General features: G+C 61.8%; 24 protein-coding genes and 1 riboswitch. Of the genes, 7 read left to right on the top strand and 17 right to left on the bottom strand.

Features of this window, described 5'->3' with window-relative positions; translation table 11 throughout:
• Positions 1-15: 15 nt before the first annotated feature.
• From ACWGS9_RS04300 to ACWGS9_RS04290, 3 genes are all read right to left on the bottom strand, one after another.
• A complete protein-coding gene (locus tag ACWGS9_RS04300) occupies positions 16-5,331 on the bottom strand; it encodes an Ig-like domain-containing protein (protein ID WP_454504057.1) in 5,316 nt (1,771 codons plus the stop codon).
• 14 nt (positions 5,332-5,345) lie between these two features.
• Positions 5,346-6,035 (bottom strand): hypothetical protein, encoded by a 690-nt coding sequence (locus tag ACWGS9_RS04295; RefSeq protein WP_454504056.1) that lies wholly within the window; start codon positions 6,033-6,035, stop codon positions 5,346-5,348.
• Positions 6,036-7,326: 1,291 nt separating this feature from the next.
• Positions 7,327-7,503, bottom strand: coding sequence for a hypothetical protein (locus tag ACWGS9_RS04290; RefSeq protein WP_320213859.1), 177 nt, complete (start codon positions 7,501-7,503; stop codon positions 7,327-7,329).
• 116 nt (positions 7,504-7,619) lie between these two features.
• Between ACWGS9_RS04290 and ACWGS9_RS04285 the strand changes: the two genes are divergently transcribed.
• The 3 genes from ACWGS9_RS04285 to ACWGS9_RS04275 all read left to right on the top strand — a co-directional run bounded on the left by ACWGS9_RS04285 (position 7,620) and on the right by ACWGS9_RS04275 (position 10,449).
• On the top strand, positions 7,620-7,787 hold the full coding sequence (locus ACWGS9_RS04285) for a hypothetical protein (RefSeq protein WP_454504055.1): 168 nt from the start codon (positions 7,620-7,622) through the stop codon (positions 7,785-7,787).
• Positions 7,788-7,869: 82 nt separating this feature from the next.
• Entirely contained in the window at positions 7,870-9,951 is a 2,082-nt protein-coding gene (locus tag ACWGS9_RS04280; RefSeq protein ID WP_454504054.1) for an ATP-dependent helicase, read from the top strand.
• 195 nt (positions 9,952-10,146) lie between these two features.
• Entirely contained in the window at positions 10,147-10,449 is a 303-nt protein-coding gene (locus tag ACWGS9_RS04275; protein ID WP_454504053.1) for a DUF982 domain-containing protein, read from the top strand.
• A 63-nt stretch (positions 10,450-10,512) separates the two neighbouring features.
• Here ACWGS9_RS04275 and ACWGS9_RS04270 read toward each other — a convergent pair whose 3' ends face one another.
• From ACWGS9_RS04270 to ACWGS9_RS04255, 4 genes are all read right to left on the bottom strand, one after another.
• Positions 10,513-11,328: a sterol desaturase family protein gene (locus tag ACWGS9_RS04270; RefSeq protein ID WP_454504052.1), complete on the bottom strand. Its 816-nt coding sequence runs from the start codon at positions 11,326-11,328 to the stop codon at positions 10,513-10,515.
• 240 nt (positions 11,329-11,568) lie between these two features.
• Positions 11,569-12,354 carry a GGDEF domain-containing protein gene (locus ACWGS9_RS04265; RefSeq protein ID WP_320309963.1) on the bottom strand — a complete coding sequence of 262 codons (786 nt, stop codon included), beginning with the start codon at positions 12,352-12,354 and terminating at the stop codon, positions 11,569-11,571.
• Between the two features lie 333 nt (positions 12,355-12,687).
• On the bottom strand, positions 12,688-13,347 hold the full coding sequence (locus ACWGS9_RS04260) for a hypothetical protein (protein WP_454504051.1): 660 nt from the start codon (positions 13,345-13,347) through the stop codon (positions 12,688-12,690).
• 246 nt (positions 13,348-13,593) lie between these two features.
• A complete protein-coding gene (locus ACWGS9_RS04255) occupies positions 13,594-14,103 on the bottom strand; it encodes a DinB family protein (RefSeq protein ID WP_454504050.1) in 510 nt (169 codons plus the stop codon).
• A gap of 61 nt (positions 14,104-14,164) precedes the next feature.
• On the opposite strand from ACWGS9_RS04255, the gene ACWGS9_RS04250 reads away from it, so the two are divergent.
• Complete coding sequence (locus ACWGS9_RS04250; RefSeq protein WP_454504049.1) at positions 14,165-14,857, top strand: glutathione S-transferase family protein; 693 nt, start codon at positions 14,165-14,167, stop codon at positions 14,855-14,857.
• Positions 14,858-14,874: 17 nt separating this feature from the next.
• Complete coding sequence (locus ACWGS9_RS04245; RefSeq protein ID WP_454504048.1) at positions 14,875-15,171, top strand: DUF1905 domain-containing protein; 297 nt, start codon at positions 14,875-14,877, stop codon at positions 15,169-15,171.
• A 3-nt stretch (positions 15,172-15,174) separates the two neighbouring features.
• On the opposite strand, the gene ACWGS9_RS04240 is transcribed toward ACWGS9_RS04245, so the two are convergent.
• Positions 15,175-15,390: a hypothetical protein gene (locus tag ACWGS9_RS04240; RefSeq protein ID WP_454504047.1), complete on the bottom strand. Its 216-nt coding sequence runs from the start codon at positions 15,388-15,390 to the stop codon at positions 15,175-15,177.
• 174 nt (positions 15,391-15,564) lie between these two features.
• Here ACWGS9_RS04240 and ndk point away from each other — a divergent pair, with 174 nt between their 5' ends.
• A complete protein-coding gene (ndk, locus tag ACWGS9_RS04235; RefSeq protein ID WP_320213849.1) occupies positions 15,565-15,987 on the top strand; it encodes a nucleoside-diphosphate kinase in 423 nt (140 codons plus the stop codon).
• A gap of 85 nt (positions 15,988-16,072) precedes the next feature.
• The gene (locus ACWGS9_RS04230) at positions 16,073-16,348 is read left to right on the top strand and encodes a hypothetical protein (RefSeq protein WP_454504046.1); all 276 of its coding nucleotides are present in this window, start codon (positions 16,073-16,075) and stop codon (positions 16,346-16,348) included.
• Positions 16,349-16,364: 16 nt separating this feature from the next.
• Here ACWGS9_RS04230 and ACWGS9_RS04225 read toward each other — a convergent pair whose 3' ends face one another.
• From ACWGS9_RS04225 to ACWGS9_RS04185, 9 genes are all read right to left on the bottom strand, one after another.
• Positions 16,365-16,709: a DUF190 domain-containing protein gene (locus ACWGS9_RS04225; RefSeq protein WP_320213847.1), complete on the bottom strand. Its 345-nt coding sequence runs from the start codon at positions 16,707-16,709 to the stop codon at positions 16,365-16,367.
• Between the two features lie 28 nt (positions 16,710-16,737).
• Entirely contained in the window at positions 16,738-17,145 is a 408-nt protein-coding gene (gene crcB / locus ACWGS9_RS04220) for a fluoride efflux transporter CrcB (RefSeq protein ID WP_454504045.1), read from the bottom strand.
• An 18-nt stretch (positions 17,146-17,163) separates the two neighbouring features.
• Positions 17,164-17,556: a fluoride efflux transporter CrcB gene (gene crcB / locus ACWGS9_RS04215; RefSeq protein ID WP_454504044.1), complete on the bottom strand. Its 393-nt coding sequence runs from the start codon at positions 17,554-17,556 to the stop codon at positions 17,164-17,166.
• A 97-nt stretch (positions 17,557-17,653) separates the two neighbouring features.
• Positions 17,654-17,716: riboswitch (Fluoride riboswitch) on the bottom strand.
• A gap of 26 nt (positions 17,717-17,742) precedes the next feature.
• On the bottom strand, positions 17,743-18,156 hold the full coding sequence (locus tag ACWGS9_RS04210) for a YbaY family lipoprotein (RefSeq protein ID WP_454504043.1): 414 nt from the start codon (positions 18,154-18,156) through the stop codon (positions 17,743-17,745).
• Positions 18,157-18,234: 78 nt separating this feature from the next.
• Entirely contained in the window at positions 18,235-18,714 is a 480-nt protein-coding gene (locus ACWGS9_RS04205) for a molybdenum cofactor biosynthesis protein MoaE (RefSeq protein ID WP_454504042.1), read from the bottom strand.
• 1 nt (position 18,715) lies between these two features.
• Positions 18,716-18,967 (bottom strand): molybdopterin converting factor subunit 1, encoded by a 252-nt coding sequence (moaD, locus tag ACWGS9_RS04200; RefSeq protein WP_454504041.1) that lies wholly within the window; start codon positions 18,965-18,967, stop codon positions 18,716-18,718.
• Between the two features lies 1 nt (position 18,968).
• Complete coding sequence (pgsA, locus tag ACWGS9_RS04195; protein WP_454504040.1) at positions 18,969-19,565, bottom strand: CDP-diacylglycerol--glycerol-3-phosphate 3-phosphatidyltransferase; 597 nt, start codon at positions 19,563-19,565, stop codon at positions 18,969-18,971.
• A 144-nt stretch (positions 19,566-19,709) separates the two neighbouring features.
• Positions 19,710-21,815, bottom strand: coding sequence for an excinuclease ABC subunit UvrC (uvrC, locus tag ACWGS9_RS04190; RefSeq protein WP_454504039.1), 2,106 nt, complete (start codon positions 21,813-21,815; stop codon positions 19,710-19,712).
• On the bottom strand, positions 21,812-22,576 hold the full coding sequence (locus ACWGS9_RS04185; RefSeq protein ID WP_454504038.1) for an SDR family oxidoreductase: 765 nt from the start codon (positions 22,574-22,576) through the stop codon (positions 21,812-21,814). Before ACWGS9_RS04185 ends, uvrC begins: the two co-directional genes overlap by 4 nt.
• Between the last annotated feature and the right edge of the window lie 226 nt (positions 22,577-22,802).

Here is a 22,802-nt window from a genome sequence, read left to right as displayed (position 1 = left end):
AAGGGAGGTTCGTGGTTACACCAGACCGCCAATGGGCTCCGGCTCGTACCAAACATCGCCGGGATTGTGGTTGGAGTTGGCGACGATGTCGGCGAGCGAGATCGCCGTCGTACCGTTGAAGGAAATGTACTCCATGTTGGTGAACTGGACGGCGTCGTCGGTGGCAGTGTTGTGGATGACGAAATGGTCGCCTTGCCCCTGGATCTCGTAGTCCGAGACGTTACCGTTGAAGACAATGATGTCGTCACCACCCTTGCCATCGGCATAGGCCTGATTGCCGCCCGTAAAGTTTACCGTGTCATTGAAGCTGGATCCACCGAAGTAGTTGCCATTGCTGGTGCCGGTGCCGACGCCTTCGGTCACACCCGTATGATTGTCGGGATCATAGCTTTGGCCGACGTGCACCATCGCAACGGCGCCATCGCCCATCGTCTGATTGTCATTGTCGGCGTCTGCGAGCCCGTAGTAGAACCAGTCCACCCCGGTGAAGCCTTCGTCAGGTTCATAAGTATAGCCTGAGCCGTTCCAGTAGACGTTACCGTGCTGCGCCTGCGTCCAAACAAAGGCGTTGAAATTGGCGCCATCGGGAATCGTGTCATTGGCGGTGACATCGACGACGACGGGGGTGTTGGCAGCCGTCCAGAACCGATCATCATTCGCGGCCCACAGCTGGGATCCGGCCAATCCTTCAAAATCGGCCCGCGCCAGGGTCGGACCCCCGTCGAAAGCTATCGATTCGATGCCCGCACCCGCGAACTGGTTGGTGATCGAGATGTGTTCGCCGCCAGTGAAGGTGACCACCAGATTGTTGCCGGCTCGCGAGAACTCGACACTTGCCGACGAGATGCCGGCGCCAAGCTGCAGCACGTCAGAGTCCTGCGTGTTGCCGTTGTCCGTGATGACGTCGTTGCCGTCGCCCAGGTTCCAGACATAGCTGTCGTTACCCTCGCCTCCTTCGAGAACATCGGCACCGTGACGGCCATCGAGCGTATCGTTACCATCATTACCGCGAAGCACGTTGTCACCTGCGCCGCCAATCAAGGTATCGTTAAATGCCGATCCGCCTAGATTCTCGATTGAGGTAAGCTCATCCCAATCTGCGTCACCGCCATGGCCCAGGCCGAAGAGTTCATGGGAGCTGATTTGGTCTGGTGTCAGTTCGCTACTTTCCATGAAAACAGAGACCCACGGCGGTGGGGGTTGGTTTCCGAAATGCGCCTCAATCTGTTCAGGCGTCATTTCACTGACAACGAGCCGTGTGCCCGCAGCAAGGTCGACGGCCACACCTTCCGAAGATGCATCGTAAACTGCCCAGTCGGAGCCAGGCCCGCCGTCAAGGAAATCACGGCCCGCGCCCCCTTCGAGAATATCATTCCCTGACCCTCCATGTAGGGTATCGCCACCGCCCAGCGCGACTATGTGATCGTTCCCGGCCAGGCCGTAGATTCTGTCTCCGTCCTGGGTTCCGCTGAGAGTGTCGTTATCAGCAGTACCGATCGTGTCACCTGGCCGGGGTGGATCGTTCGAGAAAATCTCGAACACTTCGTGCTGCGTCGTTTGCTTCTCGCCGTCGCTTACCGTGTAGCTGAACGAACCTTGGCCGTAGTAATCCGAATCGCGCACGAAACTTACGACGCCATCGTTCAGAGAGACGGCACCACCGATGGCATCCTGGACCGAGACAACCATCAGCGTGCTGCCTTCAACGTCGACGTCGTTTGCCAAGAGCTCTGCGTCGGTCACCGTCAAGACATCTCCGGACCAGTTGTAGAGGTCGTCCGCGACGGTCATGGGCGCAAAGTTATAGCCCGGATATCCGTTGGCGATAATCTGCAAGATGTCAGCGCGATCGAAAACGGTGTTGTCGGCGAACTGAATGAGCTCGATACCGCTTTCATTTCCGGCGAACTGGTTGAGGATCTCAATGCGCTCGCCGGTAGCCTTGTCGACAATCACCAGATTGAGGCGGTCCTCCAGGGGGGCCCAATTCTCATCGTCCACATTGAGGCTTATCTTCGCGAGTGCGACATCCCCAGCGTTCAGGTCCGCCAGCACCAGCTTGTCGACGCCGGAGCCTTCGATATCTCGGTCGACGATGATGTCGTTTCCGTCCCCGGAATTATAGACGTAGGTGTCGCTGCCTTCACGGGGGTTTTCTCCCATCGGTAAACTATCACCTTCCAGATGATCATCCCCTAGACCTCCAGTAATCACATCGTCGCCGGGGCCGGCGGTGATCCAATCTTTCGCAGTCGAGCCTATGATCGTTTCAGAGTAGCTGGTCCCGTGGGCGAACGGATGATCCGCGTCCATGACCAGCGGCGCCAGTTTGGCGATCATTTCGCGTGTCAGAACTTCACGATCCGCGAATACGAACAGGTCTTTGAAGTCATGCGTCGGCCGCATGTCGTCGTTCATTTCAAGGAAATGATCCTGAACGGTGAAGGTGTAGTCGCCATGCGTGATGGTCAGGTTGTCGTAGCTACCCGGCGTGCGCTGGATCGTGACCTCAGACAAGAGGTATGGAATGTCGGCGACCCAAAGCCGCTGGACGTCGGTGAACGTCTCGGTGGTGTCCGTGAAGGAGTAGCCGTATTTCTGTGTGAGGTCGTAGATAGATGTCTCCCGAACAGGATCCCACCTGCGGTCCTTCACTGTCAGCTGCTGCTCGGACAGATAGAGATGTGTATTGCCGAGGCCGTCCGTCATCTCATTGATGAACTCGACCCGCTGGTCGCGGAGCCATAGATCGCGCTGCTCGTTGTTTCTTTGGAAGACCCTGTCCGAAGCATAGTCGAAGTGGATCGTGTCGGACTGGGCTTGCGTGTCGCCATCGCGCTGGATGGTGTCGGAGCCGGAATTGGCAGTGATCACATATGTGTCGGATCCCAGCCCCCCATAGAAAAAGTCGGCCTGGCCATCATGGCCGGTCAGCACGTCATTCCCCGACGTTCCGACTGTAGCGGCCCGGTCCGATGCGACTATGGTCGCGAGGTCCGCGATAGAGACCGTTCCATCCAGGAAGTTGAGGTCGGTCAGCGTGGTGGCGCCCAGACGAACATAGTCGCCGCCATCGAAAGCACCGCGGATATGGACCGGGTCCGCCTCCGACCCATCGATAACGACCCACAGGTCACGCCCGTCGAAGGTGAAGGTCACGTCGTCGAGATTTGCGTTGAAGTCCGCTGTGCCGTCCAGATTGTCGTAGGCTTTGCCATAGGGATCGCTTTCCCCAAAGCTGGACGCCATGGACATCGCGAAATTGGTGCGGAAGTTCTGCAGTCCCTCACCCGGATCATCCGCACGCGCCACGAGCCCGCCATCGAAATAGAATCCCAAGTCGCCATCACGATAGTTCTTAATGGCGATTGTCCCTGGGCCGACACCCGCGAATTCCGGCGGGACCTCTCTGCCGTAGAAAGGCGAATACGGCCATTCGTCCAACGACATATGATGAAAAACTTCGGGATCGCCATAGTCGAACAATGTCGAAATAGGGAGGTAGATATGCAGATCGCTGCCAACCATCTCCGCGGAGACCGCCAACTTCGATGACTGCCGCCAATCCGCCCTGAATTCCTGCCCTACTCCGGTGAGGTTGTGATCATTGTAGACAAGCCGGCCAAGTCCGTCTTCGTCGTAAACGATGGCTGTGTTAGGCAACGGCGACGGTTGAATGAACGTTTGTCCGGGATTGCCAAGCACGATGTAGTACTCGGTCGGCGGGTTTAAAATATAACTGTCGAAGCCGGTTCCGCCATCCAAAATGTCCTGCCCGCCAAAGAAGCGATTGAGCACATCAGGATTGCTGTGCTCTGGGTCGTAAATTATCGAGCCGTCGAAATTTAGATTAGCGCGGACAGGGGCCGATATCAGGATGTCATTACCGGCCCCGCCGACCAGCTTGTTTAGGTATCTGTCGCCGTTCAGAGTATCGTTGAAGCTTGAGCCGCGAATCTCTTCGATCCCAACGAACGTGTCTCCTTCAGCATCGCCACCGCGCTGGATCTCAAGCGAAAGGTCGATGTCGACGCCCTGCTTGGAGGCCTCATAACTCACAGCATCCCAACCATCGCCGCCATCGAAAGCATCCGTGCCCGATCCGCCGTAGAGAACGTCGTTTCCTGCATCGCCGAACAACTGGTTGTTGCCGGGGCCGCCGCGCAGTAGGTCATCGCCCTCTCCGCCGTGGAGCACATCGTCGCCAGCCTGGCCCCAGATGATGTCGTTGCCGGCCCCGCCATCGATCGTGTCCTCGCCGCCATAACCGAAAATGAGATCGTTGCCGCCAAGGCCATTGATCGTGTCGTTGCCGCCGATTGTTAAAAATGAGTCAGTCCCAGAGATAATATCTGCTCCTTCGGTTGGCGAAGCCCGCCAAACTGGCATCCCGGCCTGGATCGTTGGATCTCCGAAAGGCTGTGCGTCACCGTTGAAGCCCGCGGTGTAAAATTCGCTCAGATGGGCGGGATCGATGTCGCCGGCCGGAGTCGGCCATATCGTCGTAGTAAGATAGTCTCGCAACGCGTTCAGCGCGAAAATGCTTCCTCCTGCTGCAATGGCGGTCTCCATGGCGGTTGCAGCGCCAACAACCAGCGCATCATTGGTATCCACGCCGATCACGGCACCGACGATGCCGTCACCGTTGATAAGCAATGAGTGGCCGTTCGGTCCCGAGATTTCGGTGTATCCCTCGGCTGTTAGCGCTGACGCCGTCTTTCCGAAATTTGAGTAAACAAGCGTCGCCAGCAACGATGCAACAATCCCGGGTGAGGAAAGCGAACTGAACGAGGCTTGTAGGGCCTCATCCACAGTCGCTCCGCCCGCAATTGCCGCAAGGTAGGAGCCCGCAAATTCTGCGACGTTTGCCGCAATGGTCGCTGAGCTCTCAAGCAACAAATTGCCCGGGAAATAGGTGTCCAGTCCGTGCCAAGCAGCAGTAGCACTGTCAAAAAAAGAACCGTCATTTATATATCCGTCCGCGCTACCATCTGTATTGCTTGGCGATAGCAAATCGCTTCGGATGGCAGCCAGGGCCGATTCGGCGACCTTTTGCGACAGATGATATATACCCGTATACTCTGGATCCGCGTTGGTCCCCGGACCAAACACTACCTGGAGGATTCTATTAGCCGCAAAGGCCACGCCACCGACTGGACCGGAAAATGTCGCGATCCGCGACTGCAGAGAGGCTTCGCTACTGTCGAACATGGCATTATATGCCATGTAGAAACCCCCACGATTGTGAGCATCCACGAGACTTGAGAGTACAGCGACCTCGCCGTCAGTCAGACCTGCTTCGCCATTTGGCGCGACACGTATTTCCGACATATTAAATCTCCCTTCTATGGACCATCTATCTCGTCAATGGCAACTGTGTGCTCAATCAGAAATTTTAGTACTGGCTCGCAGTACACTTCTTGCTGCTGGGCGTAGTATTTTTTTGGAACACTTAGGCGAATAGACCAACCCTTGTAGCTCAGACGCGATTCGCACCTTACAGTGCGCTTGTCGGGATCGCAGGGAGGGCTCCTTAGTGCGGGCCCGGCATTTAGCAGGTCATCTACTTCGTCGTTTCGCAGGCAGCGATGACTGTCCGACAGCGCCTTTGCCGTCCGCGCATTGGTAAGCTCTATGAAAAACCTGTCCGCGCGGTTGGCAGCGGGATCGGCGAGGGTCGCAGGGGAGAATTTTCCTTCGACTGTATCCAACAGAGCATAGAGGTGTGCACCGTGAAGTGAATTCTCGCCAGGGCGACCCGCTATGGAACTATCAGAGCCGACCTCTGCCCACAGGAAGGCTTTCGGTATCGCCAGCTTCCACTCGGCAATTTTCCCGGATTGGCTGTCGCGCTGCGAAGCGGCATCGTATCTAAAAACGAACTCACGCAATTCCATGCTGCGAGATGCGGACGTGGGCACCCCGGGCAAGATCGACCTGGACAGTCGAGCAAATCCTCCAACGAACCAAACGGCCAGGCCAAGCAGCAACGCCAAACTGATCACCAGACCCAGCAAATTGCGAAATCTCTGCATGGATTTCGTCACCCGGGGGCCTGGTTCTTGCCAGGCCCTATGGCGGCGCAGTCGATGGCAGATTTTACATAGATATACCCGGCCCAAAAATTCGCCGTGCCACCGTTGGTGATTGCCGAAAGCGTATCACGTTGTAGCTTAGAAAGTGTCGCCACAGGTATCTTCACGGCCTCGCTACTCAGGCCAAACCCGCGAAGTGCTCCGATTAGTGACGCCTGAGGCCGGCGCGCTCGATCAACAAAGCTGCGCTTTTGCGGTAGTTGGATCAACGTCGCCGGCCGTCGAAACAGCGGAAGAGGCGATAGATACTGGACCGGCCAATCAACTCTTAGGTAAGGTCTAGTACGCCCCGTGTAGGCGCGCACAAAACCGACAATGTCAAGCCTAGTGCTCGACACCATGAAGCTCTCCGCCGATCTTTGGGATTGCCGCGATTGTCGCCGCACTACCCCCGCAGCAAGACCGGTAACATAGCTGTGATCGGCTGTTAAGACCGCGACACAGGAAAATCGTAATATTCGTGAAATTTAGCAGAGTCTAATCTATTGTACGATTATACACACTCTTTTGACCTCAAGCATTCGGCCTGCAAATATTTTCTTTTTGTTTTACCTTTTATAAATCTTGAATGTAGGCAAAGAAGCGCCCTGGCGTGCGGCTGATGGCGCGGTCTTGATTGCCGCACAGACGCGGCTGATTTCCGCGTACGTCGGCGAGCAAATTTCGCATTATGAATGACCGACATCAGGCGCTCAGCAGTCGTTCGGCATGTGTGGCGGGAACGCTGGAATGGGCATAGGCAGACGCTCATTCAACGAACCTGCCTTGCTATAGCGTAATTGGCCCCTTTGACCACCTCCCAAACCAAACACCGAGGCAGTTCGGCCACGCCATCACGCTGTCTCGATGCCCCTTGTGTCCAATATCCAGCCGTCGGCATCGATCGAAACTTCACGGAAGTAATATCCCGGGTTTGATGTCCTTTCGATGAGGCAGCTCATCTCTACGACTGAGACGCCGTCTTCGTAGAGCCGCGCCGAAACTGCCGCCATTCGTGGTTGGAGTGCCTGACGATGCAGCAGCCGGTTGCTTCGCAATTTTCCGGTGATTTGTCTGGTGCCGTATAGCCGGCTACCGTGATCGCACCATGACGTGACGGAAAGACTCAGCTATCTTGGACTGTGCGGCGGGCCTGATTTTCCCGCTTGGCCGGCGCTCCGGCTTCCTCCCAAGCAGCGCCGGCCTTCTTCGTTTCAGCCCAACGGCAATTTCGGCCGGACCTGCCTTGTCCCTATTGCTTGGGCGGCGTGCCTGGCTGATCACCGCCGGTGGTCGATTTCGGCACCGGGTTCTTGTCGACCTGCGGGTTCTGGTCGACGGCGGGCGCCTTGGTCGGCGGCACGCTGTTGTCGCAGGCGGCGAGCGCGAGCCCTGCCGCAAGGGCCAGCAGCACAGGAAGCTTCTTCATGACGACCTCCTCGTTCGCTCCTCGGAGCAAACGAAGCGATGGCGGTTTGGTTGCGTAGCGGGGAACCAACCGGCGCACGTCCTGTTGAACCCACCGAACCGTATGAGGAGACGATCATGATACGCCTGTTGCTTACCGGCCTGTTCGCCTACACCGCCTATCGAGTCGCCGTGAGGATCATCCACGAGATGCCCGGCGATGTCGCGCCGCTGGACATGCCCGGCGACGAGAGGCGCAAGCTGCGACGGCAGTCGGCGGCGATGGGGGTGGAGCCGAGGCGGTAATTCAGCCCGCTTTCGCCTATAACAACCGCACGGGCGAGATCAGCTGTATTGCGAACAAAGCGGAAACGATGCTTGATGGGCGATGAACATCGCCGCTCGTGATTCGTCCTTCGAGGCGCCCGCTTATCTTGCCCGGCTGAATGATGAGCAGCGGCTGGCGGTGGTGCATGGCGACGGCAAGGTGGCCGCGCCGCTTCTGGTGATCGCCGGCGCCGGCTCCGGCAAGACCAACACGCTGGCGCATCGCGTTGCCCACCTCATCGTCAAAGGTGCCGATCCGCGCCGCATCCTGTTGATGACCTTCTCGCGCCGCGCCGCCGCCGAGATGGCCAAGCGGGTCGAGCGCATTGCCGGCGAGGTGCTGGGACGCGACGCGGCAATCATCGCCGACGCGCTCGCCTGGGCCGGTACTTTCCACGGCATCGGCGCCAGGCTGTTGCGCGACTATGCCGAGCAGATCGGCCTCGATCCGGCCTTCACCATCCATGATCGCGAGGATTCGGCCGACCTGATGAATCTCGCTCGGCATGAGCTGGGATTCTCGAAAACCGAAAGCCGCTTTCCGACCAAAAGCACCTGCCTGCAGATCTATTCGCGGGCGGTGAACGCACAGGCGCCGCTGGGCGAAGTGCTGGGCACCGCCTTCCCTTGGTGCTCAGGGTGGGCAGAACAGCTGAAGGAATTGTTCGCGGCTTATGTCGAGGCCAAGCAGGCGCAGAACGTGCTAGACTACGACGACCTGCTGCTCTACTGGGCGCAGATGGCGGCCGAGCCTGAGATCGCCGCCCACCTCGGCAGCCGTTTCGACCATGTGCTGGTCGACGAATACCAGGACACCAACCGGCTGCAGGCCTCGATCCTTCTGGCGCTGAAGCCGGACGGCGCGGGCTTGACCGTGGTGGGCGACGACGCTCAATCGATCTATTCCTTCCGCGCGGCGGAAGTGCGCAACATCCTCGATTTTCCAAAGCAGTTCGCGCAAGCAACCGCGGTCGTCATGCTGGAACGCAACTACCGCTCGACCGAGACGATCCTGGCCGCCGCCAACACGGTGATCGGCGAGGCAAGCGAGCGCTTCACCAAGAACCTGTGGACCGAGCGCCGGTCTTCGCACAAACCGCAGCTGGTCAGCGTGCGCGACGAGGCCGAGCAGGCCAATTATGTCTGCCAGGCGATCCTTGCCGAACGCGAGGCCGGCACGGCGCTGAAGGCGCAGGCCGTGCTGTTCCGCACCTCGAGCCACAGCGGACCGCTGGAGGTAGAGCTGACGCGCCGCAACATCCCCTTCGTCAAATTCGGCGGCTTGAAATTCCTCGATGCCGCGCATGTGAAGGACATGCTGGCGATGCTGCGCTTTGCCGAGAACCCGCGCGACCGCGTCGCCGGTTTCCGCGTGCTGCAATTGATGCCGGGCATCGGGCCGTCCGCCGCCTCGCAGATCGTAGACGCCATGGCGACGTCGCTCGACGAGACGCTGGGCCTCGCCCGCTTCCGGCCGCCGCAGCGCGCGGCTGAAGCCTGGCCGTTGTTCCTCGACATCTATAGCGGGCTGCGCGCCGGCGCCAAATGGCCGGCCGACCTCGAGCGGATCAGGCTCTGGTATGAGCCGCATCTGGAGCGCATCCATCAAGACGCCATCACGCGGCGGGCCGATCTCCTGCAGCTCGAGCAGATTGCCTCGACCTATCCCTCGCGCGAGCGTTTCCTGACCGAGTTGACACTCGACCCGCCCGACGCCACCAGCGACCAGGCCGGGCCGCCGCATCGCGACGAGGATTACCTCATCCTGTCGACCATCCATTCGGCCAAGGGCCAGGAGTGGAAGAATGTCTTCGTGCTCAACACCGTCGACGGCTGCATCCCGGCCGATCTCGGCGTCGGCACCAAGGAGGACATCGAGGAGGAACGCCGTCTGCTCTACGTGGCGATGACCAGAGCCAAGGACAGCCTGCATCTCGTCGTGCCGCAGCGCTTTTATCCGCACAACCAGCCGGCGCGCGGCGACCGCCACGTCTATGCCTCGCGCACCCGCTTCATCGCGGCCTCTATGCTTTCGGCCTTCGAGCAGTCGTCCTGGGCGAGTGCCGCGCTCAAGGACGACCCGCGCCAGAGGCCGGGCGTCAAGGTCGACCTCGGCGCGCGCATGCGCGGCATGTGGAAATAGGCCGCCTGCCCGTTCCGGCCGGCTGCCAGGGGAAGAGCCCGATTTGTTTGCGCGGCAGCAGGACGGCATCTCGAGCCAGTCAGAGAAAAATTACCATGCGCGGAACCTCTCGCCGCAAGCCGCGTTGTGTGGCGTCCCACCCCCAGACCGGAGGCGGCAGCCCCGCCGTTTTCGCAGCCAATCGACGAGGTCCGAATGCACGACAGGATGTTCTTCACCCCGGTCGCCCTCAGCGTCGGCGCCGGCCACAAGCGCATGATCGCCTCGCTGTTCCAGATGCATGACTTCCTGACCGAGTTCCCGCCGTCGCGCCGTCGCCTCAGCTACGGCGCCGCGGTGAAGGCCTGCGAGGCCGCGCGGAGCGGAGAGATTTCGGCCGAAGCCGCGCGCGATGCGCTGATCACCTTCGCGGTGACGGCCGGCATCCTGTGGCCTTCGGAGCAGCCGGTCATCTCGGTCAAGCCCGTGGCGCGCGGCTATGGCGGCTTTGCCGCCTGAACTTACGGCAAAAGACCATTCTCCCGGGAAGCCCGCCACCAGACGGCGGGCTTTTCCATACCGTCATTCCGGCTTGCCGGCGGCGGGTGAGGCGTCGGCGATCGGCGCAGCCGGCTCGGCCGCCGCGGCGAAGGGGTAGACGAGCTGCTGGTGGTAGAGCTGCGGCACCGGCTCGTCGACACCGTATTTTTCCGGCATTCGCCGCGGCATGAACAGGGTGCCGGCGATCAGGTCGAGAAAGGGCAGTTGGCCGGCGAAATTCTTGTCATAGGCCTGACGCTCGTTGGCGTGGTGCCAGTGATGAAACTGCGGCGAGGCAATCAGCCATTTCAGCGGTCCGAACTTGATGCGTGTGTTGGAGTGGATGAACACCGACTGCCATTGATAGATCAGCACGTAGATGAGAACCGCTTCGCCGGAAAAGCCCAGCGCGAACAGCGGCAGTAACGAAGCCGACTTGGTCAGGATCTGGTCCACCGGGTGCACGCGGTGGCCGGCCAGCCAGTCCATCTCCTCGATCGAGTGGTGGATGGCGTGGAAGCGCCACAGGAACGGCACCGCGTGGAAGGCGCGATGGGCAAGGTAGAAGCCGATGTCGGCGACGAGCAGCGCTTCGATCGCCTGCAGCCAGATGGGCTGCGACTGGACGGCGGCGGTCAGCGCCCCGGGAACGAAACGCTGGACCAGGAGCATCGTCGCGCCGATCACCAGCAAGATGCCGAACTTGATGAAGATGCCGTTGAAGAGCAGATAGAAAACGTCGTTCAGCCAATGCCGGCGCGTCGCAGATTGCTCGCCATGCAGGGGCAGGAGCCGCTCCAGCGGAATGAAGATGAGGGCGATGACCAGCACCGCCTTTAGGTCGATAAGATCGAACACGGTCGCTCGCGGATCGGCTGAAGTCAGCCCCCGACACTAGCCGCTAAAGGATGAACGGACCGTTGATGGCACCGCTGGCATGCGCGGCACTTCGGCCTCGGCGAAAAATCTCGTGGAACTTTTCGACCGCTGCGTGAAACACCGCACGGAACATTCGCATCGGCCGCTGCTCAATCGCAGCCACAGCTGGCCGCACTCAAGGTGCGCCAGCAAGGCGTTTAAAGCGCATGCCGAAGCGGATTAGTGCACGGTACCGCCTGCGTCGCCGGCAGGTCCGCCGCGCGGGCTCTCGAAGCTCACCTGGTCGCGGCCGTTGGATTTGGCCCTGTAAAGGTGGCGGTCGGCGACCTGGAACACGTCGTGGTAGGTGGTCGGGCCGCTGAAGGCGATACCGCCGATGCTCACCGAAAGCGGCCAGGGCCGCCCGTCGGGCGCAAACTCCGCCTCGCGAATGCGGCGCCTGATGGATTCGGCGACCAGGAAGGAGCGCGCGGCGTCGGCGCCGGGCAGGAAGACCGCGAATTCCTCACCGCCGATGCGTCCGACAATGTCGGCGCCGCGCAGTTGCCCCTTGATCGTCGCGGCGATCAGCCTGAGCGCCTGGTCGCCGCAATCGTGGCCGAGGCGGTCATTGATCGACTTGAAGTGGTCGGCATCGACGATCAGCAGCGCGCCGGCATCGGCGACCGTCTGGCCGCGCGCCTGCTGGAGGTAGGCTTCGACCAGCATCGAGAAGGCGCCGCGGTTGAAGACCGCGGTCAGGCTGTCGGTCGCGGCAACGACGCTGAGCTCCTTCTGCGCGATGGCCAGCTGGCGCATCTTCCACATCAGGACGAACAGGAAGGAGCCGCCAAGGACAAGCGGCAGGAAAAGATCCGTGAGTTGCGCCCAAAGCAGCGCTTGCGGCGACAGCGAGGGGAAATTGAAGGAATCGACGAAGAAGGCGGCGGCAATGAAAAAGGCGGTGCCGGCGGCTGTGACCACCAAAACCCTGCCCCAGCTTGTCGGGGACAAATCGATGCGCATGCCATTGCTCCCGTTGCAACGGCTCCATTTTGGGGCAGGAGCGCAAACGAAGTCCTAATCTATTAGGTTCAATGCAAGTTTGGTTAACCAGAGGTCGGGACCGGCCCACCTCGACGGGCAACAGAAAGCCCACCACCGCTGGTGGCGGGCTTTCCGACTGGCCGGAGGTTCTCGTCAGCACGCCGCAGGCTGCGCCGGCGGCGCGGTAGGAGAGTGCCGTAGAGCCTCACGGCTGGTCCGACACTGGTCCATTGCCCGGTGTTGCCTGGCGGCACCCGGAACGGCATGGCACTCTGACCTGGCGCATGATGCTGCCGGATCCTCGATCCGGCGTCAGCGGCGCGCGATCATCAGGCACAAGGCCTTGAGGTCGCTGTCATAGGTACCCTCGCTGGAAAGGACATCGGCACAGCGCTTCTTCATGCGCGCGAGTTGGCTGCTCGACATCTGTGCGACGGCACGTTGTTGACCGATGGTGGCTGGCGTGCCGAGGGTACCAGGAACTGCCGGTGTGCCTAGCGTGCCGAGGGTCCCCGGAGCTGCCGGTGTGCCTGGCGTGCCGATACCGACACCGACACCGGCAGAAGCTCCAAGCGTGCCGATGCCGACATTGGCGCCGCTGGTGCCGATCGAGGCGGTGGCTCCGGCGCCGCTGGTGCCGCCGAGGGACACCGCCGCATCCGCTGCCTGGCCGCCGCCAAGCGAAACCGAGCCGTTGGCGCCGCTGGTGCCGCCGATGGAAGCCGTCGCACTGGTGCTGCTTTCCCCGAACGAGGCGTCTGCATTGGCACCGCTTGCCCCGCCCGCGTTGGCGCTGGCGCTGTTATCTCCGACGGATGCGCCGCCGAGACCACCAAGCCCGAGACTTGCAGCATTCGCTGGAACTGCCAAAATAGCGATAATCGTGCCACAGGTAAGGGCTTTATACATTTTTCGAACGATACTGGGCATGACACTCTCCTTTTGAACGCCATATTTGCTGCGCTGCGTCATATTAGCATCGCGTGTTTTAGCTATGACTTGCGCGCAAATATCTACGCCGAAAGCCATGACTCGGTTTCGGATGCGAATTTTTAAGAATAGTTTGTAGTTTTTGATTTCTATATCGAATTACTAAACAAATCTATGATATTACATCAATATTTAACCTAAAAGCTTCGACCGTGAGACGTCCCTCACAGGAGGCGCGAGTGACAATGAAACCGCGCCAGAATTGTGAGGGTTCCCCGGAGCGATACCTCAGGCGTAGGGGCGGCCTTCCTCGGAGCGCTGGAACAGCATAAGGTCGAGCGGCACGGAGGGCCGGCTGAGCACCGTCAGCACCATATGCGCCTGGCCGCGATGATGGGTCTGATGGTTGAAGAAATGGCTGAGCGCCGGCGAAAGCCGCTGCGAGACGGTGCGCATGTCGACGGTCATGTAGGAGAAACGGCCGGCAATCGCCTTGTCGCCCATGCCGCTCATCCAGTCGACGATCCTGCTGTCTTCAGCCTCGCGCGCCAGTTTCAAGGCCGGCAAGGCTCGGTAGAGGATGGCGGCGGTGTTGGAAGGCGCGTCGCCCTCGCCGGTGAAGCGCTTCATCCAGACGCGGTCGACGGCGAGCAGATGGTTGAGCGTGCCAAGCATCGAGCCGAAGAAGGCGCCGACGTCACGACCGAGCTCGTCTTCGCCAAGATCGGCGGCGGCATCGTAGAGGCGGCCATTGGCCCATTGATTGTAGGCCGCAAACATCATGAAATGCTGCTTCATTCTTCCCACCGGGCTCATCGCGAATCCGGGCTCTTCGTAACCCGCAGCAACGGACCCGCCAATGACCATTCTGCTCTACGACCTCGTCGGCCATGACACCGCCCGCCCGTTCAGCCCGCATTGCTGGAAGACCAAGATGGCTTTGGCGCATAAGGGGCTCGCCGCCACCAAGGTGCCGACGCGCTTCCTCGAGGTGCCGAAAGTCGAGGGCGGCGTATCGAAGACGGTGCCGGTGATCCGCGACGGCGAGCGTGTGGTGGCCGATTCCTTCGCCATCGCGCTCTATCTCGACGAAGCCTATCCGGAACGGCCGACGCTGTTTTCCGGAGAAGGCGGCAAGTCGACTGCGCGCTTCATCGAGCGCTGGTCGCAGTTCACCATCCACCCCTATGTCGCGACGGTGGCACTGACCGATCTGCATGCGATGCAAGACGTGCCGAATGCGGCCTATTTCCGCGAGAATCGCGAGCAGCGCTACGGCAAGCGGCTGGAAGACGTCGTGGCCAACCGCGATGCCGGGCTCACAGCCTTCCGCGCCGCGCTGGAGCCGCTGCGTTCGATGCTCACCTACCAGCCCTTCATTGGCGGCGAGGCGCCGCTGTTTGCCGATTACATCGTGTTCGGGGCGCTGCAATGGGGCCGCATCGCCTCGCCTTTCCAGTTGCTCGACGATAGCGACAGCATCGCCCACTGGTTCGAGCGCTGCCTCGACCTGCATGGCGGGATCGGCCGGCAGGTCGCGGCGGCGGCGTGAAGGCCGCGAGCGTCGGGATGTTGCGTTATGAGATGCAGTCGGAGATCTGGGTCTACCCCGGCAAAGGCGGCTGGCATTTCATGACGCTGCCAACCGACTTCGCGGCGCGGATCAAAGCGGCGATGACGGGACTTGCGCGCCCCTGGGGCTCGCTCGGCGTCACGGCGAAGATCGGCAAGGCCAGGTGGCGAACATCGCTCTTTCCCGACAAAGCGTCTGGCAGCCTGCTGTTGCCGGTCAAGGCCTCGGTGCGCCAGCGCGAAGGGCTCAAGGCCGGCGATGCGCCGACACTGACCATTGAGAGCGAGCTTTAGCGCCTATTTGTGGCGCTCCTTGTTCGCCTCGCCCTTATCGACCAGCCTGACGCAGATCGGGTCGCCCTCACCCATGCGCGTGCACTGCCATTCCGGGCCGAAGCCGAAATTGTGCTCCCGCGGCGCCAGGACCAGCAGGGCGAAGACGAGCACGGCAAGGACAACGGCCATGAAGAGAATACCGGCGATATCGCCACGTCTGAGGTAGCGCCAGTTCATTGCCTCGGGCTCCACGCCGCAATGCTTCAAGCCTGCGTTCCGCGCGCTCGCAGCCGTCTAATTATCCCGCAAAGGGCTCGCCTTGACCAGAAGGCGGCTCCCCTTGGCAAGCCGCCAAGCGACTTGTATAGAGCCCGCCACTCCAATTTCCATTCCCAGAACAAGGACGACCCTATGGCGATCGAACGCACCTTCTCCATGATCAAGCCGGACGCGACCAGGCGCAACCTGACGGGCGCCATCACCAAGATGCTGGAGGACGCCGGCCTGCGCGTCATCGCATCGCGCCGCGTGTGGATGAGCCGCCGCGAGGCGGAAGGTTTCTACGCCGTCCACAAGGATCGCCCGTTCTTCGGCGAGCTGGTGGAATTCATGTCGTCGGCTCCGACCATCGTGCAGGTGCTGGAAGGCGACAACGCTATCGCCAAGAACCGCGAAGTGATGGGCGCCACCAACCCGGCCAATGCCGCCGAGGGCACCATCCGCAAGGTGCATGCCCTGTCGATCGGCGAGAACTCGGTGCACGGCTCGGACGCGCCGGAGACCGCCGCGCAGGAGATCAAGTACTGGTTCTCCGACACCGAGATCGTCGGCTAAAGATATCGAAGCAGCCCGGTCCGACCGGGTTGCTTCATTGCTTGCGGGTGGACAAACTCGCCGAACACCCTAAATCGGCGACAAGATGGCCAAGGGCGTCGCCGCCGGCTGTGAGCGACCGTCGCGCTTCCGCCCCGACAGGAGGGAGGGGAGCATAGTCAAGCCGCATGTTTCCGAAAGTGGCGCTGCCTATCCGGACGATCTCGTCCTGTTGAAGCGTATCTATGACCAGATCTGCGAGGAACGCGACATCGCCGTGGGAAGCTCCGCGGCATCGGACCTGGCAGTAGAGGCCATGAAACTCTTTTCCGCCGGTATCTTCGACGTAGGGACGATCAGCCGCCGTCTTCGCGGCGGCTGACGGGGGATCGGCGGGTTCAGTCCCCGTCGCCGTAGCGGATGACTTCGACCTTCTCCCGGGTGATCAGGCAGCTCTTCGTCTTCGTAAGCGCCTTGATCTCGGGGATCAGAGCATCGATCTTCTCCGGCGCGTCGACGATCTCGACAACGATAGGCAGATCCTGCGACAAGCGCAGAATCTTGGCGGTGTGCAGCACGCTCGACCGGCCGAAGCCGAGCGGACCTCTCAGCACCGTGGCGCCGGCCATGCCGGTCTCGCGCGCCTTGATAACGATCGCCTCGTGCAGCGGCCTGCCGTCGGCCGCCCTGTCGTCCTCGCCGAAGAAGATCCTGAGCAGCGCGCATTGCGCGGGAAGTTCCATGTTCTCCTCCCTGAAACTGTTGGCCCGGTTACCTGTTGGCCGGCAAGCGGTTGAACCTGGACGCCATGAGATAGCCCAGCCATGCGGCGACGAGCGACAGCCCGACCACACTGATGAGATAGATCGCGGCGAGCCGCAAGTCGCCCTCGAAGAGCAGGATGAAGGTATCGAGGCTCATCGCCGAAAACGTGGTTAGCCCGCCGCAGAAGCCGGCCATGACGAAATTGCGGCTGGCGGGACCGACCATCAGGCGGCCGTCCGGCCCGGTCAGCGTGGCGAAGGCCATGATGATCCACGAACCGACGACATTGACGAACGCGGTCGAATAAAGCGCGTTCAGGCCAAGCTGCGAGACGATGACATAGCCCGACAGGAAGCGGGCCAGCGAGCCGATGGCCGCGCCGCAGCCGACCGCCAGATAAAGCCGCGTCGCCATCTGTCTGTCCGCCATCGCTCAACCAGCCATCCAGACGAGCGTCCAGAATCCGAGAGCGACGGACAGCACACACAGCACCGACGAAGCGACGACGTTGAAGGCGGCGAGCCGCCCCTCGCCGTCGAGCGCCAGGTTGAGCGTCTGCAGACAGAAGGACGAGACCGTGGTGTAACCGCCGAACAGGCCGACGACGATCAGGTCGTGGACGAGATCGCTGGCAAAGACGCCGCCATGCGCCCGCGCCGCGCCGGCGACGGCGCCGATGGCAAAGGCGCCGGAAACGTTGACCAGCAGCGTGCCCCAGGGAAAGGTCTCGCCGATGCGATGGCCGACCACGCCGGAGAGGAAAAAGCGGGAAATGCCGCCGAAGAACCCGCCGATCAGGACCAGGGCGCAAGCCGCAAGGGTCATCGCTTCAATGCCTTTCCAAACGCGATCCCAGACGGAATCACTTCGCGAAATCAGGCACGATGCGAGCGGGAAAAACAAACCCTGCCGCGCGAGAGCACGCCTGGCAGGAGTCATCAGCCCATAAGGGCGGTTTCGGGGGAACCCCATCCCCATTTTTGGCGAACCTAGGCGGTCGCGGCGGCCCGGTCAATCGGCTCGCTTCAGCACGATGCCTTGATGCTTACCGGCCAGCGGATCGACCTGATGGCTTGTATCGCTGATGAACAGCAGCCGCTCGCCGAGGGTGATGCGCGCCTGCAGCGTGTAGGTCCGGCCCTTCTGGATCGCCTTGGGATCGAAGCCGATGTCGAACTTGATCGGCACTTGGCCGGTGGGCGCTATCCTGCGCTTGGCGATCACGGCTGCCGGCGCATCGGCCAGCGAGACGTCGGCGATCTCGACCACCAGCACGGCATCCGGCGGCAGGGCGATGCGCTCGCGATAGGTCACCTCGCCGGCAATCGTCTTTTCACCGGCCTTGGTCACTTCCGGCACGGCAAGCACGCCAACGACCAGCGGCACCAGCCCAAAGATGAAGAATTCCGCGATGCGGTCCAGCATGAGATTGCTCCGCCAAGCAAATCAAACCGATGACAAGCTTGGCAAGGATTGCGGTCGTTCGATGGCCGAACGCGATTTTTATTCGCCCGGTTTCGTCCAGCGATCCGCCGCGTGATTGTCGGCGTCCTTGGCCTCGACCCAGCCGCCCTGGGTGCCGTCAGCGAGATGCTCCTTCTTCCAGAAGGGCGCACGCGACTTCAGATAGTCCATGAGGAAATTCGCCGCCTCGAAGGCCGCCTGGCGATGCGACGAGGCCGCCACCACCAGAACGATGTTTTCGCCCGGCGCTATCTTTCCATGGCGATGGATGACGGTGAGCCCCTGCAGCGGCCAGCGCTCGACGGCTTCCGCGGCGATACGGCCGATCTCGGCCTCGGCCATGCCGGGATAGTGCTCGAGCTCGAGCGCCGACAGCGCGCCCTGTTCGTCACGGCAAAGGCCGGAAAAAGTCACCACGGCGCCGACATCGACGCGGCCTTTGGTGAGGCCGGCGATCTCGGCGGCGACGTCGAAATCCTCGCGCTGGATGCGGATGGCAGGCACTACCGCGCCGGTCATCTCAGCCCCCGGTCATCGGCGGAAACAGCGCGATCTCGCGCGCGCCGGCGATCTTCTCGCGGTGACCGACATGTTCCTGATTGATGGCGACGCGGATGATGTCCGGATATTGCAGCGCGTTCTCGTACTCCTCGCCGCGCGACCTGAGCCAGCGAAGCAAATCGGCAACCGTTTCGATGCCGGAGGGCAATTCGACATCCTCTTCCGGCTTGCCGATCCGCTCGCGCACCCAGGCGAAATAGATGAGGCGCATCTCACTCGTCCATGATGTGCTTGAGGCCGGCACGGAAATAATCGTAGCCGGTGTAGAGCGTGACCAGCGCGGCGACCCACAGCAGAACCAGGCCGATCTGCGTGGTCAGCGGAAAGAACCTGTCGCCGGCCGGGCCGGCCAGCAGGAAGGCGATGGCGACCATCTGGATGGTGGTCTTCCATTTGGCGAGCTGCGTCACCGGCACCGAAACTTTCAAGGCAGCCAGATACTCGCGCAGGCCCGAAACCAGGATCTCGCGGCACAGGATGATGATCGCCGCCCAGAGCGACCAGCCGGCGATGCCGGCGTGGCGGTCTGTGTCGGCGGCAAGCAAAAGCAGGCAGGTGGCGACCAGCAATTTGTCGGCGATCGGGTCCAGCATCTTGCCGATATTGGAGGTCTGCTGCCAGGCGCGCGCAAAATAGCCGTCGAAGTAATCGGTGATCGAGGCGAGCAGGAAGATGGCCAGTGCCGACCAGCGGGCGAAGTCGGACGACTTCAGATGCCCCTCGAGAAAGAAGCACAGCACCACCAGCGGCACCGCAACGATGCGAGCGTAGGTGAGGATGTTCGGCAGGTTGAACGCGCGCTGTGCCATGTCGTCTCGGGAAATCTCCTGCGCCAGAGGTACTCAAATCAGAAGCCAATGTAGGGGGTCAACAGGCGAGATTCGATTGGACAGGGAAAAATGGCGTGAGGAGCGGCGTGAAGCACCGGCGTTTGCAGAAAGCCGCACGTCCCCTCAGCTCTCATGAAAATGATTGTAAACCAGCTTCGCCACATGCTCGGAAATACCGTCGACCTTGACCAGGTCCTCGACCGCGGCGCGGCTGACCGCCTTGGCGGTGCCGAATGCATGGAGCAGCGCGCGTTTGCGGCCGGGGCCGATGCCGGCGATCTCGTCGAGCGGGCTTTTGACCATCTCCTTCTTGCGACGGGCGCGGTGCGAGCCGATGGCGAAGCGGTGCACCTCGTCGCGCAGGCGCTGGACGAAATAGAGCACCGGATCGCGCACCGGAAGCATGAAGCTCTCCCTGCCCTTGACGAAGAAGCGCTCGCGGCCGGCGTCGCGATCCGGGCCCTTGGCGATGCCGATGGCGACCACCCGGTCCTCGACGCCGAGATCGGCAAGGATCTGGCGCACCGCCGTCATCTGGCCCTGGCCGCCGTCGATCAGGATGACGTCAGGCCAGGCCGGGAAGCCGCCATTGCCGGCGACCAGATCCTCCTCGCCGGCGTCGTCCTGCGCGGCCAGGCCCCCAGACACTGACGATTTCTGCTCGTCGCCATGCTCCTTGAGCAGCCGCGAAAACCGCCGCTGCATCACCTCGCGCATCATGCCGAAATCGTCGCCCGGCGTGATCTCGGTCGAGCGGATGTTGAACTTCCGGTACTGGTTCTTCACAAAGCCTTCCGGCCCGGCGACGACCATGGCGCCGACCGCATTGGTGCCCATGATGTGCGAGTTGTCGTAGACCTCGATGCGCACTGGCGGCTTTGCCAGGCCGAAGGTCTCGGCAAAGCCCGTGAGCAGCCGCGCCTGGGTCGAAGTCTCGGCCAGCCTGCGACCGAGCGCCTCGCGCGCGTTCTGCAGCGCGTGATCGGTCAGGTCCTTCTTCTCGCCGCGCTGCGGCACCGAGATCGATATCTTGCGGCCGGCATGGGTGGAGAGCGCCTCGCCGAGCAATTCCTGTTCCTGCGCGGTCTGGGAGAGAAGCAGCGTGCGCGCCGGCACTTTGTCGTCATAGAACTGCGCCAGGAACGAGCCCAGCACCTCGGCCGGCTCCAGCGCCGGATCGGCCTTGGGGAAGTAGGCGCGGTTGCCCCAGTTCTGGCCGGTGCGGAAGAAGAACACCTGGATGCAGGTCTGGCCGCCTTCCTGATGGATGGCGAAGACGTCGGCCTCCTCGACCGTTTGCGGGTTGATGCCCTGATGCGCCTGCACATGCGACAGCGCCGCGAGACGGTCGCGGTAAATGGCGGCGCGCTCGAAATCGAGCTCTTCGGAGGCCTCCTGCATGGCGGCCGAGATTTCGGTCTTCACCTTCTGGCTGCGGCCGGACAGGAAATCCTTCGCTTCCGAGACCAGCGCGGCATAGCCCTCATGCGAGATCTCGCCGGTGCAGGGACCGGCGCAGCGCTTGATCTGATAGAGCAGGCACGGCCGCGTGCGGTTCTCGTAGAAGGAATTGGTGCAGCTTCGAAGCAGGAAGGCGCGCTGCAGCGAATTGATGGTGCGGCCGACCGCGCCGGCCGACGCGAACGGCCCGAAATAGTCGCCCTTGCGCGAGCGCGCGCCGCGATGCTTGTAGATGCCGGGCGAGACATGGTCGCCGGTCAACAGGATGTAAGGGAACGACTTGTCGTCCCGCATCAGCACGTTGAAGCGGGGCCTCAGCCGCTTGATGAGGTTCGCCTCGAGCAGCAGCGCCTCGATCTCGGTGCGGGTGACGACGAACTCCATCGTCGCCGTCTCGCGCACCATGCGGCCGATGCGGGCGGTGTGGAAACGCCCTTGCGCGTAATTGGTGACGCGCTTCTTCAGGCTGCGCGCCTTGCCGACATAGAGCACGTCGCCGGCGGCGTTCATCATGCGGTAGACGCCGGGCTGGTTGGGCAGCCGCTTGACGAAGGTCTGGATCACCTCCGCGCCGACCATGCCGTCGGCATCGCCGGCATGCGGCGTCCAGTCGATGGCCGTGAAGGCGACCTCAGGACCGGACGGCAAAGCCTCGGGCTCGACGATCTCTTCCGCCGCCTCGTCCTCGATGTCGATATCGGGGTCGAGATCGGGCGGCAGATCGTCGGCGGCGCCGTTTCCTTTATGTCTTTGGGCTGCGGGACTCATTCCACCATGCCTGTCACATCGGGCGTCTGCCACGCAAGATGCTGGCCGCCGTCGAGCGCGATCATCTGGCCGGTCACCGAGCGCGCCTGCCAGAGATAGCGGATCGTGGCGCCGAATTCGGGCAATTGCGGGCCGCGCTTCAGGATCAGGCCCTCGACCTGGCTTTCGAAATCATCGTTTTCCTGGCGCTTGTTCTTCAGCGTCGGGCCAGGGCCGATGGCGTTGACGCGGATGCGCGGCCCGAGCGCCTGCGCCAGCATTTGCGTTTGCGTCCACAGCGCCGATTTCGACAGCGCGTAGGAGAAATAGCGCGGCGTCGGCCGCCAGACGCGCTGGTCGATGATGTTGACGATCAGCCCTTCTTCGCCTTCGGGCAGGGCGCGGGCAAAGTTCTGCGCCAGCAGCGCCGGCGCCTTCACATGGATGGCGAAATGGCGGTCCCAGGCCTGCCAGTCGAAATCCTCCACTCGGTCGTCGACGAATAGAGAGGCGTTGTTGACTAGTAGCGTGACAGGTCCGAGCGCCGCTTGCGCGCGGCCGACGAGGTCGCCCACGGCATCCATGTCGGTCAAGTCGGCGGCGATCACGGCGGCGCGGCCGCCCTCGCCCCTGATGCGGTCGGCCAAGGTCTCGGCCTCTTCACCCGAACGATTGGCGTGGATGGCGACGGCAAAGCCATGCGCGGCAAGGTCCTCGACGATCGCCTTGCCGATGCGTTTGGCCCCACCTGTCACCAGCGCCACGTCGGCAGCTGTCTTCATCTGTCAATCCTCAATCGGCTTCACGATTCCGGGAGCCGGCACAATATGACGGACCAAAGCGTTAAATGCCATTTCCACCTGGGGCAGGAATGTGGCGAAGCGGCCCGGACGCGCGTCCGCCCCACCGGATTCGGGGCGTCGCATACGGCAATATATGTCGCTGGACCCCTTGAACCAAGCGGTGTGCAGCGCAACATGATTAGCCTGCTGACATTTCGCTGTTGCG

This window comes from Mesorhizobium sp. Arg314 (assembly GCF_053714275.1).
This window is presented reverse-complemented; position numbering and strand designations above follow the sequence as displayed.